Source organism: Caldicellulosiruptor hydrothermalis 108, assembly GCF_000166355.1.
GTDB classification, from domain to species: domain Bacteria; phylum Bacillota; class Thermoanaerobacteria; order Caldicellulosiruptorales; family Caldicellulosiruptoraceae; genus Caldicellulosiruptor; species Caldicellulosiruptor hydrothermalis.
This window is the reverse complement of the sequence record NC_014652.1, coordinates 2,261,329-2,278,471: the sequence shown is the minus strand read 5'-3', so window position 1 is coordinate 2,278,471 and position 17,143 is coordinate 2,261,329. Positions and strand designations below refer to the sequence as shown.

12 protein-coding genes and 1 other RNA gene are annotated in these 17,143 nt (G+C 32.5%); 10 read left to right on the top strand and 3 right to left on the bottom strand.

Annotated features, from left to right (window positions below; genetic code table 11):
- Positions 1-3: 3 nt before the first annotated feature.
- Entirely contained in the window at positions 4-1,344 is a 1,341-nt protein-coding gene (locus CALHY_RS11155) for a sugar transferase (RefSeq protein WP_013404054.1), read from the top strand.
- A 27-nt stretch (positions 1,345-1,371) separates the two neighbouring features.
- Entirely contained in the window at positions 1,372-2,229 is an 858-nt protein-coding gene (locus tag CALHY_RS11150; protein ID WP_013404053.1) for a hypothetical protein, read from the top strand.
- 28 nt (positions 2,230-2,257) lie between these two features.
- Here CALHY_RS11150 and ssrA read toward each other — a convergent pair.
- Both ssrA and smpB read right to left on the bottom strand, forming a co-directional pair.
- Positions 2,258-2,622, bottom strand: a transfer-messenger RNA (tmRNA) gene (gene ssrA / locus CALHY_RS13470).
- Entirely contained in the window at positions 2,623-3,099 is a 477-nt protein-coding gene (smpB, locus tag CALHY_RS11145; protein ID WP_013404052.1) for an SsrA-binding protein SmpB, read from the bottom strand. It abuts the tmRNA gene before it with no gap.
- A gap of 520 nt (positions 3,100-3,619) precedes the next feature.
- Here smpB and dapA point away from each other — a divergent pair.
- The 8 genes from dapA (at position 3,620) to CALHY_RS11105 (ending at position 13,210) form a co-directional block, all read left to right on the top strand.
- Complete coding sequence (gene dapA / locus CALHY_RS11140) at positions 3,620-4,528, top strand: 4-hydroxy-tetrahydrodipicolinate synthase (protein WP_013404051.1); 909 nt, start codon at positions 3,620-3,622, stop codon at positions 4,526-4,528.
- A gap of 103 nt (positions 4,529-4,631) precedes the next feature.
- Positions 4,632-5,348, top strand: a complete 717-nt coding sequence (locus CALHY_RS11135; protein ID WP_013404050.1) for a FadR/GntR family transcriptional regulator — start codon at positions 4,632-4,634, stop codon at positions 5,346-5,348.
- 23 nt (positions 5,349-5,371) lie between these two features.
- On the top strand, positions 5,372-6,277 hold the full coding sequence (locus CALHY_RS11130) for a dihydrodipicolinate synthase family protein (RefSeq protein WP_013404049.1): 906 nt from the start codon (positions 5,372-5,374) through the stop codon (positions 6,275-6,277).
- 140 nt (positions 6,278-6,417) lie between these two features.
- Positions 6,418-7,752 (top strand): ABC transporter substrate-binding protein, encoded by a 1,335-nt coding sequence (locus tag CALHY_RS11125; protein ID WP_013404048.1) that lies wholly within the window; start codon positions 6,418-6,420, stop codon positions 7,750-7,752.
- 197 nt (positions 7,753-7,949) lie between these two features.
- Positions 7,950-8,816 (top strand): carbohydrate ABC transporter permease, encoded by an 867-nt coding sequence (locus tag CALHY_RS11120; RefSeq protein WP_013404047.1) that lies wholly within the window; start codon positions 7,950-7,952, stop codon positions 8,814-8,816.
- Entirely contained in the window at positions 8,816-9,646 is an 831-nt protein-coding gene (locus CALHY_RS11115; protein ID WP_013404046.1) for a carbohydrate ABC transporter permease, read from the top strand. Before CALHY_RS11120 ends, CALHY_RS11115 begins: the two co-directional genes overlap by 1 nt.
- Before the next feature lie 27 nt (positions 9,647-9,673).
- Complete coding sequence (locus CALHY_RS11110; RefSeq protein WP_013404045.1) at positions 9,674-12,340, top strand: alpha-L-rhamnosidase; 2,667 nt, start codon at positions 9,674-9,676, stop codon at positions 12,338-12,340.
- A 99-nt stretch (positions 12,341-12,439) separates the two neighbouring features.
- On the top strand, positions 12,440-13,210 hold the full coding sequence (locus CALHY_RS11105) for a DeoR/GlpR family DNA-binding transcription regulator (protein WP_013404044.1): 771 nt from the start codon (positions 12,440-12,442) through the stop codon (positions 13,208-13,210).
- A 486-nt stretch (positions 13,211-13,696) separates the two neighbouring features.
- On the opposite strand, the gene CALHY_RS11100 is transcribed toward CALHY_RS11105, so the two are convergent.
- Entirely contained in the window at positions 13,697-17,116 is a 3,420-nt protein-coding gene (locus tag CALHY_RS11100; protein WP_013404043.1) for an SNF2-related protein, read from the bottom strand.
- Between the last annotated feature and the right edge of the window lie 27 nt (positions 17,117-17,143).

Genomic DNA, 17,143 nt, shown 5'->3' with positions numbered 1-17,143 from the left:
GAAATGAAGTCGTATATTAAAAGCTATCACAAGCTTAGCAAATTTTTTGTTGTTCTTATGGACATTTTACTTATACACGCAGGTTACATTCTTGCATATATAATAAAATTCAACTTTACATTCCCAGAGAAAAATTTCATGCCTTATTATACATTAATTCCTCAAATAACTCTCTTTGCTCTTATACTTTTGAATATTTACGGACTTTATACAATAACAATGAAAACCATTAGCGAAATAGCATTTTCGCTGGGTCTGGCTCTAATGCTTCTACAATTTTTAACAGTTGTATCAACATTTTTCTACAGACACTTTGCTTTCCCGCGCAGTATATTTATAATTGCCTTTTTTGTGCAATTTTTATTGCTTTTGGGTTGGAGAGGGCTTGTCCTATATGTTTTCAAAAGAGTTCAAGGTGTCAAGCATGTACTTGTGATTGGAGAGATGCCAAAAGCGCAGGAGTTTGCTCAAAAGCTTCAAAATATTTCAAAAGGGTGGATTGATGTAAAGTATGTTCTTGAGCCGAAGGCTATTGAAGAGTTGATACCATATATAAAAGTTGTTGATACAATTTATCTTTATTCAAAAATGGATGAGAATTTAAAAAGTGAGATTGTAAGAAAGGCAATAGAATTCAAAAAACATATTTTCATAGCACCAGACTTTAGAGATATATTGGTTTCAAGAGCGAGGGTGATTCAGTTTGATGATGTTGCAACACTTTCAATTGAACAGCCAGAGCTAACTTCTGAACAAAAGCTCATAAAAAGGGTGTGCGATATTCTTCTTGCTACAGTTACGCTGGTTATTGCTTTTCCTATAATGATCTTGATTGCAATTGCCATAAAACTTGACTCTGAAGGACCAGTGATTTACAGGCAAAAAAGGATTACAGAAGGAGAGAGAGAGTTTTATGTTTTAAAGTTTAGGACAATGGTGAAAGATGCCGAGAAGATGACAGGCCCTGTTCTGGCAACCGAGAACGACCCGAGGATAACAAGGGTTGGGAGATTTTTGCGCGCAACAAGACTTGATGAACTTCCGCAGCTTATAAATATTCTAAAGGGTGAGATGAGTTTTATAGGACCAAGACCAGAGCGTCCTTATTTTGTTGAGCAGTTTAAAAAGCTCTATCCTGAGTATTCTCTTCGCCACAATGTAAAGGCAGGGCTCACAGGGCTTGCACAGGTTTACGGCAAGTATGCAACAACCCCAGAAGACAAGCTCAGGCTTGATTTGATATATATAAAGAATTATTCTGTTTTTTTGGACATCAAGATTTTACTGTTGACCTTAAAAACAATTTTTACCAAAGAGGCAGCTGAGGGGGTAAAAAAGAATTAATAACCAAAGAAAGGAGAGGGTTTTTAAGTGTACTTAATTCCGGTCCAATATCATGGCTTCAGATATCCTGCTACTATATTGCCAAAAATAGAAGAAATTGCTGGACATTTTGATGTGAAGGAAATTTCTCCAGTTATGCCGTATTCACTACACACAGAGTATAGTTTTTCTAAGCGAAATATGAGTTCAAGAATACTTCAACAGTTTAATGTGTTAAGAGAAGCTATCTATCAAGGTATACCTATGCTTTGGTACTCAAAACAATGGGCAGAAGAGTTTGCTGAGTTTATTTTAAGCTTGACCTGGGGAAAAAGAGAACCTACAATAATTGAAATTCATCCACCTTTTTCCAACTATACTTCGTTGAAAGAATTTATAGACATTTACACCATATTTGAGGTGAAAATAAAAGAAAGATATAAAAACACTTTAATTTTGATAGAAAATAGATGTGGTAGTTTATATAGCAAAGGAAAGTTTATTGTTTCAACATCCCAGCAGTTAATGAACCTGGTAAATGAAATTGAAAAAAGGAAGATTGAATTAAGGATCACATTAGATATTCCTCAGTTATTAACTGCCCATTATATAAATACAGACAATATAAACAGAATTACTGAAATATTTCAGATTATTAAAGAAATCAAAGACTATATCTATGGAATACACTTATGGGGGAAAAAAGGTAAAGGTCAATCACATATAGGAGACTTAACTTCTTATTTTAATGGCAATCTTGAAGCCAAGATGATTTTTTTGAAATGTATAAAAGATACCTTTGACGATGAACATAAGCGCTTTTTTGTTCCTGAAGTAAATAGCGGCGAAAAAGACTTAGCATCTATTATACATGATTTAATAAGCATTGGTTGTGTTTTTATGTAATTAAACCACTTTTTTAATTACCTTTTATTGGTGGAGGCGGGGGGATTTGAACCCCCGTCCGAAGGCATCGAACCCCAAACTTCTCCGGGTGCAGTCAGTGTACTAAACTCTCGGGAAGAAAACGCCCACTGACAGGCTTTTTCTTCCCCAGCCTGAGATTTGACCCAAAAGTAAGGCTCAGGCGACCTTACTTTCGGTGCCCCACGACGGTTGGCGCCCGACTCGGAGGCCGTGGGCACCTCCGGCGGACGTTGGCTGCGCTTTAGGCAGCTAAAGCGAGTTCTGTTCTGTCTGCAGTTATTTTTCTTCTCGGTTTTTTATAGTGGTTCCGAGAAAACCACTACCCGCTATTTGGAATCCGACTGCCCCCGTCGAATTCCAAAACACGCCCCCTCATCTTAAATACTCTTTCATTTTCTTTTTAATCTCAAGCTCAGCATCTCTTTTTGCAATTGCCTCACGCTTGTCATAAAGTTTTTTACCTTTTGCAACTGCAAGCTCTACTTTTATTTTACCTCTTTTGATGTAAATCTTCAATGGGATTAAAGTGTAACCTTTTTGCTGTACATAACCTGCAAGCCTGTTGATTTCGTGTTTGTGCAAAAGTAGTTTCCTATCTCTCATCGGGTCAACGTTAAAGATGTTGCCTTTTTCATAGGGGCTTATATGCATGTTGTAGAGAAAGACTTCACCATTTTCAACCCTGGCAAAACTGTCTTTGAGATTAACATGACCAAGCCGCACCGACTTTACTTCTGTGCCTTTTAGCTCAATTCCTGCTTCGATTGTCTCTTCAATAAAATAGTCGTGATAAGCTTTGCGGTTTGTTGCTATGACTTTTATGTCGTCTTGTTTTTTTGCCTCCGGCATGAACTTCAACTCCTAAAATCTGCCTTTTAATTTATTTTGCAAATCTTTATTATATGAATTTTAGCAGAGTTTGTCAAGAGGATATACTGGGGATCCTCGAATAGGTGTAAAGATATTTACCATAGCGAAAAAAATGTACGAGAATATTGATGGTAATAATATTAATAAAAAGCAAATATATGTATTTATTATAAAGAATTGTAACTAATAATGATAAAAGTTTTTAGGAGCCTATAAGAAAAATTTTTTACAATCAAATTATCTTTACATATTTTATACAAAGTATAAGCAAAAGTATTATAAAACATGATGAATATTTAAAAGTGTATTGACAATTTGTAAAGAGGGTCTTAAAATAAAAATTGTCAGACAATCATATTATCATATTGCATGATTGTACAATAGACGGAGGTGAGAAAAGTGTATTGAAACGTTTGGCAAAGTAGAGAAAATAACAAAGCTAAAAAAGTTCAATATGGTGATAGAAAATAAAAGATAAAGGAAGTAAGGAGGAGAAACAATGAACAAATTTGGAAAAATATTACTACCAGTTGTTACTCCTTTTGATGAGAATGAAAAAATTAATTATGAGGCGTATCAACAACTACTGGAATATGTAATAGAAAAAAATTATTGTGATACTATAGTGGTAACAGGGACCACGGGAGAATTTAATACTCTTACTTTTGAAGAAAGGAAAGATTTATTTAAATTTACTGTGGAAGTGGTGGGTAATAGAAAACCAATTATTGCAGGAACAGGGTGTGCTTCGACAAGGGAAACTATTGCCCTAACAAATGAAGCATTTAAACTTGGAATTTCTACATGTATGATCGTTGCTCCCTATTATTGTAAGCCTACTCAAGAAGATATTTATATACATTACAAAAGGGTTGTAGAGAATACAGGAGCAGAAATTTTACTCTATAATATTCCGTTATTTACAGGCGTTAATATTGAACCACAAACGGTAAAGAAATTAGCACAAAATAAGCAAATCATTGGAATAAAAGATGAAGCAGGAATGAATCCCACCCAGTTAACAGAATATTATTATGCCACAAAGGATATAAATCCGGAATTTTTACTTTTCAATGGTGATGACTTAATGTTAATGCCTACCCTTGCACAAGGGGCCGTAGGAATAGTAAGTGGCGGAGCTCACTTAGTTGGTGATAAAATACGAAAAGTGTTTGAGGAATATGAAAAAGGAAATATCCAGGAAGCACTAAGTATATACAGAAAATTATACAAACTTTTTAAGTACTTTACATTAAATGGGAGAGTACATCCTAATCCTGTCCTAAGAGAAGCGATAGAAATTGTCACTGGTATTACAATAGGAAAACCGAGAGGGCCTTTAAATGGTATCAAAGAAGAAGAAAGGCAAATATTGTTGAGTATATTAAAGGAATATGAGCTAATTTAAGGTTCGAAACTAATAAAAATTGATTAGGTAAATTTGAAAAGTAGATAAAGAAAGAAGTAAAATAATAATTAGAACTTTTTACATTAAGAAATGGGGAGAAAAAGTGAAACCAATAGAAAGAATTACTGTTACAGAGAAAGTGGTGGAAAGATTAAAGGAAGTTATATTGTCGGGTAAATATAGAGAAGGAGACAGGTTTTTGACAGAAAAAGAAATATGTGAGGAATTTTTAGTAAGTAGATCAACAGTTCGAGAAGCATTTAGAATGCTTCAGGCAATGGGTTATTTAAGTATTGTGCCGGGGAAAGGGGCATATGTAGCGAAGACAAAAGAGGAAGATAAAAAAGAAGTAATAGAATGGTTTAAAAGCCATAATGCACAAATAAGAGATTTTATGGAAGTAAGATTAGCTATTGAACCTTTAGCTGTAAAATTGGCAATTGAACGAATCACTGAAAATGAAATAAAAGCGTTGGAAGGAGTGTGTAAGAATTTAGAAAAAGCGATTGAAGAAGGTAATAGTTTGAGGGCAGCAAAACTTGATGAGACATTTCACACTTTAATTGTTAATGCTACAAGAAATCAATTATTGATAAGCATAAATAGACAAATAATTAATGCTTTTGCAGAATATCGAACTAAATCATTTGCTGTGGATGAAACAGCACGAAATGCAATAGAACCTCATCGAAAAATTTTAGAAGCAATAGTTAATAAAAACCCAACAGAAGCAGAGAAACAAATGATAAATCATTTGATGATTTCTTTAGAAGATATTACGCGAATAATTGAGAATGAAAAAAATAATAAAAACCAGTAAAAGAAAAAAGGAGATGAAAAGATTTGAAAGATGAAAGATTAAAGGGAGTTATTGTTCCAGTTGTTACTCCGTTTGACAAAGAAGATGAGATAGATGAGAAAATTTTTAGAAGAGAAGTAAGATACTTGCTACAAAAAGAAATTAATGGAATAAGCATAGGAGGAAGTACAGGAGAAGGATGTGCAATTAGCGATAATGAATTGGCAAGATTGATAGAGATTGCTCAAGAAGAAAACAAAAGAAATCTTCCTGTTGTGGCGGGAATTATTAGACATTCTACTAGGGATGCTATAAAAGCTGGTTTACTAGCAAAAAAAGCTGGAGCAACAGCATTGATGGTTACACCTATTAGTTATTTAGGTGGTACAGACGAGAAAGGGAACTTTGAATATTATAAAAGAATTGCAGAAGAAACAGAAATGCCAATTATTATCTATAATGTGGTTGCTCAAAATGAAATAAGACCTGAACTGATGGAAAAATTAGTTAATGAATGTGCAAATATAATAGGTATTAAACAAAGTATTGGTGGAATTGAAGCTATGGTGGAAATGATAAATGGATGTGGAAAAGAGATTAACGTTTATTGTGCTACAGATGAATTGCTTTTTACTGGATTTGCGTTGGGAGCAGATGGAGCAATAGCTTCGATTATAACTGTCTTCCCTGACGAGGTTATAAAAATGTGGAAAGCTGCAAAAGAAGGGAAGATAGAAGAAGGAAAGAAGATAGAGATAAAGCTTTTTCCGATATGGTTAAAAATAAAAAAGACAAAATTTCCACGAGGTATTAAGGCTGCATTGAATCTTTTAGGAAGAGAAGTAGGAATACCCCGTAGTCCAGTAGGTAACTGTAACGAACTGGAAATGAGGTTAGTTGAGGCTGCAATGAAAGAATATAGAGGAATGAGAGAGGAGATAAATAGTTGAATGTAAAAATAATTGGTAGTTGAAAGATCAGCTTCAAAAGGTGGGTTTCAAAAAGTTGAAAACATTTCGTTTGTTGTTAGGGCTTCAATGTCCTGCAGAGGACATAAAAATAAAAAACAAAAAAGGAGGTTTAAATTTCAATGAGGTATGTAAATAAGAAAGTAATTAGCTTCATAATGGTAGGGTGTATGTTTATCTTAAGCACATTGTTCTATTTTGATATTCCAAACCATAATTACAAAAATTCGAAGGTGTTAGCTGCTACAGGGAAGAAAGTGGTTCTTACGGTTTTAACTGACAATACTATTGATTTAGAAGCCTTTAAAGCTGTAGCTGCTGCTTTTGAAAAAAAGTATAATATTAGGGTGGAAATCGAACTTCGACCTGGAGGAACGGAAGGGCCTAATATTGTAAAAACACGTTTGGCAGCAGGGGAAATGGATGATTTGAGCATTTCTTTGCCAGGTTCAATATTTTTATCTTTCAACCCTTCAAAATACTTTGTAGATTTAACAAAAGAGACATATATGAAAAATATTGAAGAAAAATTTAAAAAGGCAGTTTCAGTAAATGGTAGAGTATATGGAGTACCAGTAGGACCTGCCTGGGCAGGAGTATGGCTTTACAATAAAAAAGTAGCAAATCAACTGAAATTATCAGTTCCCAAGACCTGGAATGAATTGCTGGCGAATTGCTCAAAAATTAAGGCAGCTGGAAAAGTCCCTATTATAGCTTCGTACAGGGATGCATGGACGGCTCAGCTCATCTGGTTAATAGATTATTACTGGCTTGAGAAAAGAGTTCCGGATTTTGCAGAAAAATTTACAGCTAACAAAATAAAATTTGCTAATACCCCAGCGGCGGTAAGAGGGTTCGAGAAATTACAGGAAATTTATAAAAAAGGGTATCTCAATAAAGATTTTCTTGCAACCAGCTATGATACAGCTTTAAAAATGTTAGCAACAGGAGAAGGAGTTTATTATCCAATGTTGACAATGGCCTTAACAGCGATCGAGGCTAATTTCCCCGATAAAATTAATGATATAGGTGCTTTTCCGCAACCTGATAATAATCCTTCTCAGAATGGTATTACTGTATGGCTACCAAAAACAATGGCTATATATAAGTTTAGTAAGAACATAGAAGCAGCAAAAAAATTTGTAGCGTTCTTCGTCTCTGCAGAAGGTCTAAAAGCATGGTTGACAAAAGGAAAGGTAATGGGACCATTTATGATAAAAAATATAAAAATACCACAAAATACCTATATTTATCCGGCAGTGAGAGACATTCTTCCTTATTATGAGAAAGGTAAATTTACACTTGCATTAGAATTTTTGTCTCCTCTAAAAGGTCCCAATGCTCCTCAAATATGTGTTGAAGTTGCTAGTGGAATGAGAACACCTGTAGATGGAGCAAAGCTTTATGATAAAGATGTTGAAAAGCAGGCAAAACAACTCAATTTGCCAGGATGGTAATTTGCTATTAAAAAATAGCTGAAAAAATTTGAATATAAGTCTTTTGTAGGAGTTACTCTTATATTGAAAGAGTAACTCCTACAAAAGATTTTAAAAAGGGGAGATGTTTTTTACGAGCGTATTGAAGAATATTTATATAGCGGAATAATAAAATAATTAGAAACGAGTTGAGAGGGTAGCTACAAGGAGGAAAAAAGATGAATAGTATTTATAAAAAAGTTTATTCATATTTCCTATTGATTCCAGGAATGTTGATTTATTTTACGTTGTTTTTACTTCCCACGCTTGCAGCTTTTTTCTTCAGTTTTACATGGTGGACATTTACAGAATGGAAATTTGTTGGATTTGATAATTATATTACTTTTCTAACAGAGCCTTCTTTAAATATTGGATTTCGAAATACGTTAGTTTATGCAGTAACAGCATGCAGTTTAAAGGTAATTTTAGGTTTTTTATTGGGCGTTTTTCTCTCTTTAGAACTGCGAACAAGAAATTTTTTGCGTTCAATGATTTTCTTTCCGTATATTTTAAGTACAGTAGCGGTAGGTATTACATTTACTAGTCTAATGCATCCCACTCAAGGTTTGATAAATAAATTTTTCAATGTAATTGGTTTAAAAGGGTTAGATTGGTTAGGCAATCCTAAGATAGCATTATTTTCCGTAATATTAGTAGATGTATGGAAGGGTGTAGGAGTAGCAACAGTTATTTACATTGCAGGGATAATGGCAATACCTCGAGAATATTATGAGGCTTTAATGATTGATGGAGGAAATTTATGGGCTCAGATAAGATACCTTACTTTGCCCCTTAGCAGACCAGCAATGAATTCCGTGATAATTCTTTCCTTTATAGATGGTCTTAGAAGATTTGATTTTATATGGACAATGACACAAGGTGGACCTGGTTTTTCAACAGATGTAATTGCTTCCATTATTTATAAACAATATGAAGCGGGTTTTTATGGATTATCAACAGCTGGAAATGTTATATTGTTTTTGATAGTAGCGATATTATCTTTTCCATTGTATAGATTTTTAGGCAGAAAAGAAGGTGAGTTGTGATGGGAAAAGGAATAAAAAAGTTTGTAATTGAGCTTTTTGCTATTGTGGTGTGCTTAGTAATATACGGAATTCCTTTTTTCTTTGCTATAATTAATTCTCTCAAAAGTAGAACGGAAGCAGCAGAGTTAAGTATTTCTTTACCTAAAAAATTACATTTTCTTCAAAATTACAAAGAAGTATTAACAACAGAAAACTATATTGTACTTCGAGCTTTTCTAAATAGCAGTATTATTACTGTTGTTTCAGTCTTAATTTTAATTTTTGTCGCTTCGATGACGGGTTATATATTACAAAGAAGAAAAGAAGAGATATCATCAATAGTCAATTCATTGATTTTGATGGGTTTAATGATACCACCCTCAGTTGTACCTACAATTTGGATACTTAAAACATTAGGTTTATATAAAACACTAACAGGAATGATATTAATTGAAGTAGCTCTTTCATATCCATTTTCTACTTTGTTGTATACTAATTTTATGAATACTATTCCAAGAGAAATTGACGAAAGTGCAATTATAGATGGTTGTGGAGCTATTCAGATGTTTTGGAAAATTATTTTTCCACTTCTAAAGCCCGTTACAGTAACTGTAACTATACTAAATGCAGTCCATATTTTTAATGATTTTGTAAATCCTTTGTATTTCCTACCAGGTGCAAGAAATGCTACAGTTCAGCTTACACTTTATAATTTCGTAAGCAGATACTCCACATCATGGAATTTAGTTTTTGCTGATGCAGTGCTAATCTCAATACCACCACTAATATTCTTTATTTTCTTTAATAAAAAAATTGTGGCTGGAATGACAGCAGGTGCTATAAAGGCATAATTTATCCATAAAAAGGGGGGAAGAAAAATGAGTATAAGAGTGGAAGAAATCAGATGTGAATATAAAGAAAATCCTATTGGTATTGATATCCTAAGACCAAAATTTAGTTGGAAATTAATGTCAGAAGAATATAATATTTATCAAACTGCATATAGGATACTTGTGGCGAAAGACCCTAAGTTTGAGAATGTTGTTTGGGATTCGGGGAAAATTAACTCAAACCAATCAGTTCATATTGAATATGATGGGCCATCTTTGGAATCAAGAACACGATATTATTACAAAATAAAAGTATGGGATAACAAAGGTAATGAGTCAGAATGGAGCCCAATAAATTTTTGGGAAATGGGAATTTTAGATAAAAAAGAGTGGATAGCTAAATGGATTTCACCACGAGAAAATCCAGAAAATCCGGAAGCTTGCCCTTATATAAGAAAAGAATTTCTACTTAAAAAAAATATAAAATGGGCACGTGTATACGTTTCAAGTTTGGGAATGTATGAACTTCATTTAAATGGTTTGAGAGTAGGAGATTGGTATTTTACTCCCGGATGGACTTCATATCATAAACGAATACAATATCAAACATATGATGTTACTTCCTTTTTACGTGTTGGCAAGAATGCAATAGGAGTAATCCTCGGTCCAGGTTGGTATAAAGGATATTTAACATGGGAAAAAGTAAAAAATATTTATGGGGAACGTTTGGCTCTAATACTTCAATTACATATACAGTATGAAGATGGAGATGAAGAAATAATTATTACTGATAATAACTGGAAGTTTGCGTATGGTCCTATTTTGATGTCGGAGATCTACGATGGTGAAATCTATGATGCCAATTTAGAGGAGGAGGGCTGGGATTTACCAAATTTTAATGATAATAAATGGGAAAATGTTGAAGAAATAGAGTATTCTAAAGAAGTTTTAATTGCCCAAGAATCCTTACCAGTGAGAAAAATTGAAGAATTAAAGCTAATTTCTCTTATTAGAACTCCTGCCAATCAACTAGTAATTGATATGGGACAAAATATGGTGGGATGGGTTAGATTTAAAGTATCAGGACAAAAAGGGGAAAAAGTAGTTTTGAAACATGCAGAGATTCTTGATAAAGATGGAAATTTCTATACAGAAAATTTAAGAAAGGCAAAACAAACAATTGAGTACACCTTGAAGGGAAATGAAGTAGAAATTTTTGAACCTCATTTTACTTATCAAGGTTTCCGATATGTGTTAGTTGAGAATTATCCTGGAGAAGTGAATTTAGAAAATTTTACTGGTATCGTAATACATACAGATTTAGAAATAACTGGGTATTTTAGATGTTCAGATGAGCTTATAAACAAACTTCAACATAATATAGTTTGGGGACAAAAAGGCAATTTTGTGGATATTCCTACTGATTGTCCTCAGAGAGATGAAAGACTGGGTTGGACTGGAGATGCACAAGTTTTTATGAGGACAGCATGTTTTAATATGAATGTTGCCCCCTTTTTTACTAAATGGTTGCATGATTTAAAAGTAGAACAGTTCTCAAACGGAGGGATGCCGTTTGTAATTCCAGATGTTTTATATGTTTTACCCAATAGAGAAAATAAGCATTCTTCCTCAGGATGGGGAGATGCAGTTGTCATTTGTCCATGGACACTTTATTTGTGTTACGGAGACAAAAGAATTTTAGAAGAACTATACGAAAATATGAAAGCATGGATTGAATATATTAGAAAACAAGGTGAAAACGAGTATTTATGGAATACAGGATTTCACTTTGGAGATTGGTTAGCTTTGGATGCTTCGGAAGGAAGTTACACAGGCTCCACTCCTCGAGATCTTATAGCGACAGCTTTTTATGCTTATTCTACTTCTCTTTTAGTAAAAAGCGCCAAAGTTTTAGGAAAAAATGAGGACGCCGAGAAATATACAAAGTTATACTCAAAAATTGTAGAAAGTTTTAGAAAAGAATTTGTAAGGCCAGACGGACAATTAATAGCGGATACACAAACAGCATATGTTTTAGCCCTAATGTTTGACCTTATAGAGGAAAAACACAAGAAAAAAGCAATTACGAGGTTAGTCCAGTTAATTGAGGAAAATAACTATCATCTAACTACGGGATTTTTGAGTACTCCATATTTATGTCATGTGTTAACAAAATATGGATATGTAGATATAGCTTATAAGTTGTTATTACAAAAAGATTACCCATCCTGGCTTTATCAGATATTAAAAGGTGCTACTACTATTTGGGAACATTGGGATGGAATAAAGGAAGATGGTTCGTTATGGGATCCAGCAATGAATTCATTTAATCATTATGCTTATGGCTCAATAGGAGATTGGTTATATAGAGTAGTTGCGGGAATTGACACAAGTGAAGAAAAGCCAGGTTACAAACATATTCTTATCAAACCTTATCCACAAGCATTTCAATTTGTAGAAGCTCAATATAATTCAATTAATGGATTGATAAAAGTGTTTTGGGAAAATAAAAAGAATGAATTTTATATGAAAGTACATATACCGCCTAATACTTCAGCATCGATTTATTTGCCTTATAGCGAAAAGTTAGATGAAAAAGAAATCAGTTTTACACCTCGCAGCGAAATAAGAGAAATAAGAAAAGAAAAAGAAGGTGTTGTTATAAAAACAGGTTCTGGGAAGTATGAATTTCGGTATTCTTTTAAGCAATATTAGTTGTTTTGTAGTAAGGAGCTATCTTGTACTTTTCGCTGATAGCTCCTTTTTAATAAATTAAATTTTTGGTTTAGTTTTATTAAAGGAAGGGATCTGTTAGTGTTAGCATTAGAAAGGCAGCAGAAAATATTATCATTACTACTTACCAAAAAAAGTATTAAAGTAAGTGAACTTAGCAAGATCTTTAATGTATCTCCAGAAACAATTAGAAATGACCTTAGAAAGTTTGAAAGAGAAGGCATAATAATAAAAGCATATGGTGGGGCAGTTTTGAAAGAGGGATTTGAAAAGAAATTCAATCATTTTGAGGAAGAAGTTAATGACCAGTTTTTAACAGAAGTAGAAAGGTTGGCAAGTGCGATAGTAAGGGAAATCGAAGAAGGTAGCGTAATTGTTCTTGACAACAGTGAAATTTCATTAGAAATAGCAAAGAAGATAAAGGAAAAGGGAATAAGAATAACTGTTATAACGAATTATGTAAAGGTTGTAAATGAACTAATGGATGAAAAGAATGTTGAGCTAATTTGTGTAGGTGGAAAGCTTGACAGGAAAACAGGCTCATATATTGGGATGTTAGCACAGGAATTTGTAAAAGGTTTGAGAGCAGACAAAGCAATTATTAGCTGCACAGGTTTTAGCTTAGAAAAAGGTGTAACGGAGGACGATGAAATTGTGGCAAGTACAAAAAAGACCTTGGCAAAGGTTGCAAGTGAAGTTGTATTAGCTGTTATGGAAACAAATTTCAAGAAAAACGGTACTATAAAGTGTATTGATATTGATAGCATAAGTTTTGTGTTTTCAACAGTAACTTTACCAAAAGAAATTGAAAAGTATCTTTGGTATAAAGACATAAAGATAAAATATTGTTAACATTGAGTAGATGTTCTTAGTTTTTTAATATTGTAAAAGCTTCAATATAAGCTAATGTATGTAATATGCCCAAACAAATAAAATTCTGAAAAAAGCACAATTTATAATATGTTTTTTGTATTTTTATTACAGAGGGCATTGAAATATATTTTGAAAAAAGTAAATAAATATATCATTAAAAAATAATAGAAACAATAGATTCGATAGACTTTATTAAAATAATGTTAAAAGACAAGACAAAATTGACAAAAAGCATAAGGAGGAACTGGAGAGACACTGAATGTAAAGAAGCTAAAAACAACAAAAATCTAAGCACATACAAGGAATATTTAGAATTTACTGGTATAAGTAAATAATGTAGTGAAAAAATTGAGGTTCTTATTTTGTCAAATCCAGTCCTCCCACGTTTTAGATTTTTAAAACTAAAAAAGTAAAGCCATGTTTAAATACAAAATTCTGTTAATTCTTAGCTCATAAAGTATCGCTTTACTCCAACAACTCCAATATTTCCTCTTTTGAAAATTTTCCTATAAAAGATTGACTTGCTTCGATTAAACTATCAAATAGGTCTTTCTTTTTCTGCTGCAAAGCAAGTATTTTCTCTTCTATTGAATTTTTGGTTATAATCTTAAATGATTGAACAACATTTTTCTGACCAAGTCTGTGTGCTCTTGCTGTTGCCTGGTTTTCAACTGCCGGGTTCCACCATGCATCAAAGTGAATGACAACGTCTGCACCAGTAATATTGAGCCCAAATCCACCAGCCTTTAGTGAAAGTAAAAAGACATTTCTCTCTCCACTGTTGAAACTGTTCACCATTTCAACTCTGTCTTCAGCCTTTGTTGCACCGTCTAAATAAAAGTATAAAATTTTTTCCTTGTCAAGCATTTTTTTGATAATAGATAACATTGAAGTCCACTGAGAATATATAATTACCCTGTGCCCGCTTTCTAAACAGTCTTGTAAGATTTCTTTCAGTGCTTCCAGCTTACCAGAGCTTCCTTTGTAATCTTCAAATACAAGCTTTGGATGACAGCAGATCTGTCTTAGTCTTGTCAGCAAAGAAAATATTTTTATTTGACTTTTTTCAAACCCAGCTGAATCTATTTCTTTTTCAATCTCTTTTTTAGCTGAGACTAAAAATTGCTTGTAGATTTTTTCCTGTTCAGGGCTCATTGCAACTTGAATATTTGTTTCTATTAGTTCAGGAAGTTCGGTTAATACATCTTGTTTTACTCTTCTTAAAACAAACGGTTTTATCAGCTTTTTCAATTTTTCCAGAGCATCATTGTTTCCGCTATAAATTGGCATCGCAAAACGTTCAACAAATTTCTCAGCTCCTCCTAAATATCCAGGTAGTATAAAATCAAAGATTGACCACAGCTCTATAAGATTATTTTCGATTGGTGTACCTGTCAGGGCAAACTTGGTATCTGCACAGATTTCTTTTACAGCCAGCTTTATTTGTGAGTGAGGATTTTTTATGTACTGTGCTTCATCTGAGATACAAACACTAAAATCTATATCCTTATAAAGTTCTATATCTTTTCTCAAAAGTGCATATGATGTAATTACAATATCATACTCTGGTATTTTTTCTATAGCTTTTTTGCGCTTTGCAGGTGTTGAGTCAATAATTAAAGTTTTTAGACCCGGTGCAAATTTTTCAATCTCTTGTTTCCAGTTATAAATAAGTGATGTTGGCACAATGGCTAATACCGGCTTTTTAATTTTTTGCTTATTTGCAAGAATAAAGCCAAGTACCTGTAGAGTTTTTCCAAGCCCCATATCATCAGCTAAAATTCCACCAAGTTCATTTTCAAATAGAGAAGATAACCATTTTATTCCAAGTTTCTGATAATCTCTTAACACACCTTGAAGCTCTACCGGGATTTGGATATCAATTTCTTTAATATTTTCTATCTTTTCGATAATATTTTTTATACTTTCAACTCCATTTGCCTGAATTCCGCTTTCATCTAAAAGTTTTGTTACAGCCACTGCTTCTTGTAAAGAAAGCTCAGCTTTTTCTTTTATAACCTGGCCTATGTCAGATGCAGAATCTATAAATGAAACTAATTTTTTCATATTTGGACTATCTAAAATCAAAATTGAACCATCTTTGAGTTTGTAATACTTTTTCTTTTTCTTTATTGCATCAAGAATATTTTTAAGCTCTGAACTCTCAAGCTCATCACTTTCAAGCCAGAAGTCAATTGAGTGTTTAGAATATTTTAAGCAGGGAATAATTTTTACATCTTTTTTGATTTTAAGCTTCTTAAAATCTTCTGAATAATAAACGTCGGTTATATTTTGGATTTGCGGAACACCTTCTGCTAAAAATTCCATAAACAAATCAGGGTCAACACATTCATAGCAGAACTCTTGGTCAGAGCCTGTCTCATTAAACCCATAAGCAAATAAAATACTTTGTATCTCAAACAATCCAAAATAATCAAACAATGGAACTTTTTTTGTTTTTGATATTGTATCGAATATTTCATTCATTCCACTGATTCTTGCTACAAACCTTTCATTTTCGAATTCTAAATATAGTTTGGGTTTAATAATATAATCTTCTAATATTAATTTTTTGAGTCCTGGGTCAATTTCTAATTCAAAGTGCTTGTTTAAAAATAAGTAATATTTGTTCATGAACTCACAAAAGTCTTCTTTATTAAGGGTAAAAAATTTAATGTATTCAACTTTAAAAAAGTTAAATACTCTATTTGCTTCAGCCATTTTTTTGATAATTGAAGAAAATATCTTTTGCTCTGGCGAAAGCTTATATAAAGTATCACCTGAGACAAAATAACTTCCATCGCTATATAAAAATTTTCTGTTAGCAGTGTCTATTAAATCACTATAAAATCTTACCTGATTGTCTTCAAGTTTAAATGAAATCTTGGGTTTTACTTTAGTACAAAGATCAACTTTAACTTTTTGAGCATCATAATAATTTGCTACAAAATAATCAAAAGATATAAAAATTTCTTCATTGTCAAGGATTTCGATTATTTCATTTGCAATTTTTGCAGGTAAGTAAAGAGTATTTTTTTCTGTTTCCAAATCTAAAAAGTTCAGATACTTCAAAAGTACATTCAAAAGTTTTTTGTCTTTTTCACCAAAAAAATGATAAGTAGGACTGTATACAAAATTCTTACCAAACTGAAATGGTTGTTTTTGTTCATATGCTTTAAGAAATTCTGGTATATTTGAAACCACATAGTCTCTTTTTAAATCTGAAGTTTTTACTTTTAATTTTAAAGTTACTAAATCATTGGTAGAAGATCCGAAGTATTTTTCTAAAAATATATTGGGAGACTTTTTAGATAAGTTATCAAGTGAAAACTTTATATAATTTTCTTCAAAATTGCTTGAAATAAGCTGATAAACGCGAGAATTTTTTGTTTTTTCCTTCTCAATAGTCTCATTTAGCTTTTGTTCTAACATGTGAAACAAGGTTTCTTGCATTTTATTTATGCTATTGAGAATATATTTACCATCGGCAAAACTTTTTAACACAGCAATTATATGCCGGCAAAAATCATCGAACAGAACAAAATCTTCTATATCAATATCTTCCTCTGATTCTAAATCAATGTTTTCCAAACTGCATGTACATGCAGCACTTATGATTATATTTTCAATTTTAATGTTACCAAAAAAGTCCTGAGTCATATATGAAGGCAGATCAAAATCAACAAAAACCCAATATTCATTTTTACCATCTTCTACTTTGCCAAATATTGCATTTTCTTCTTGGTCATATTGAATGTTTTCCTTTTTAATTTTTCGAGCAAGCTCAATTCCCTTTTCAAAAGCTTTTCTGTTTTTTGCAAAATATGCAAGTTTTTGCTCTGAGAGAAACTGCACGATTGTTTGATAATCAAGTTCTAAAGACATTGTTTTTCACATCCTTTTGATAGGGTA

What these genes read in the sequence shown, in the direction of transcription:
- CALHY_RS11155 (WP_013404054.1), top strand. Translation starts at nt 4, where the DNA reads ATGAAGTCGTATATTAAAAGCTATCACAAGCTTAGCAAATTTTTTGTT.
- smpB (WP_013404052.1), bottom strand. Translation starts at nt 3,099, where the DNA reads ATGCCGGAGGCAAAAAAACAAGACGACATAAAAGTCATAGCAACAAAC.
- dapA (WP_013404051.1), top strand. Translation starts at nt 3,620, where the DNA reads ATGAACAAATTTGGAAAAATATTACTACCAGTTGTTACTCCTTTTGAT.
- CALHY_RS11125 (WP_013404048.1), top strand. Translation starts at nt 6,418, where the DNA reads ATGAGGTATGTAAATAAGAAAGTAATTAGCTTCATAATGGTAGGGTGT.
- CALHY_RS11120 (WP_013404047.1), top strand. Translation starts at nt 7,950, where the DNA reads ATGAATAGTATTTATAAAAAAGTTTATTCATATTTCCTATTGATTCCA.
- CALHY_RS11115 (WP_013404046.1), top strand. Translation starts at nt 8,816, where the DNA reads ATGGGAAAAGGAATAAAAAAGTTTGTAATTGAGCTTTTTGCTATTGTG.
- CALHY_RS11110 (WP_013404045.1), top strand. Translation starts at nt 9,674, where the DNA reads ATGAGTATAAGAGTGGAAGAAATCAGATGTGAATATAAAGAAAATCCT.
- CALHY_RS11100 (WP_013404043.1), bottom strand. Translation starts at nt 17,116, where the DNA reads ATGTCTTTAGAACTTGATTATCAAACAATCGTGCAGTTTCTCTCAGAG.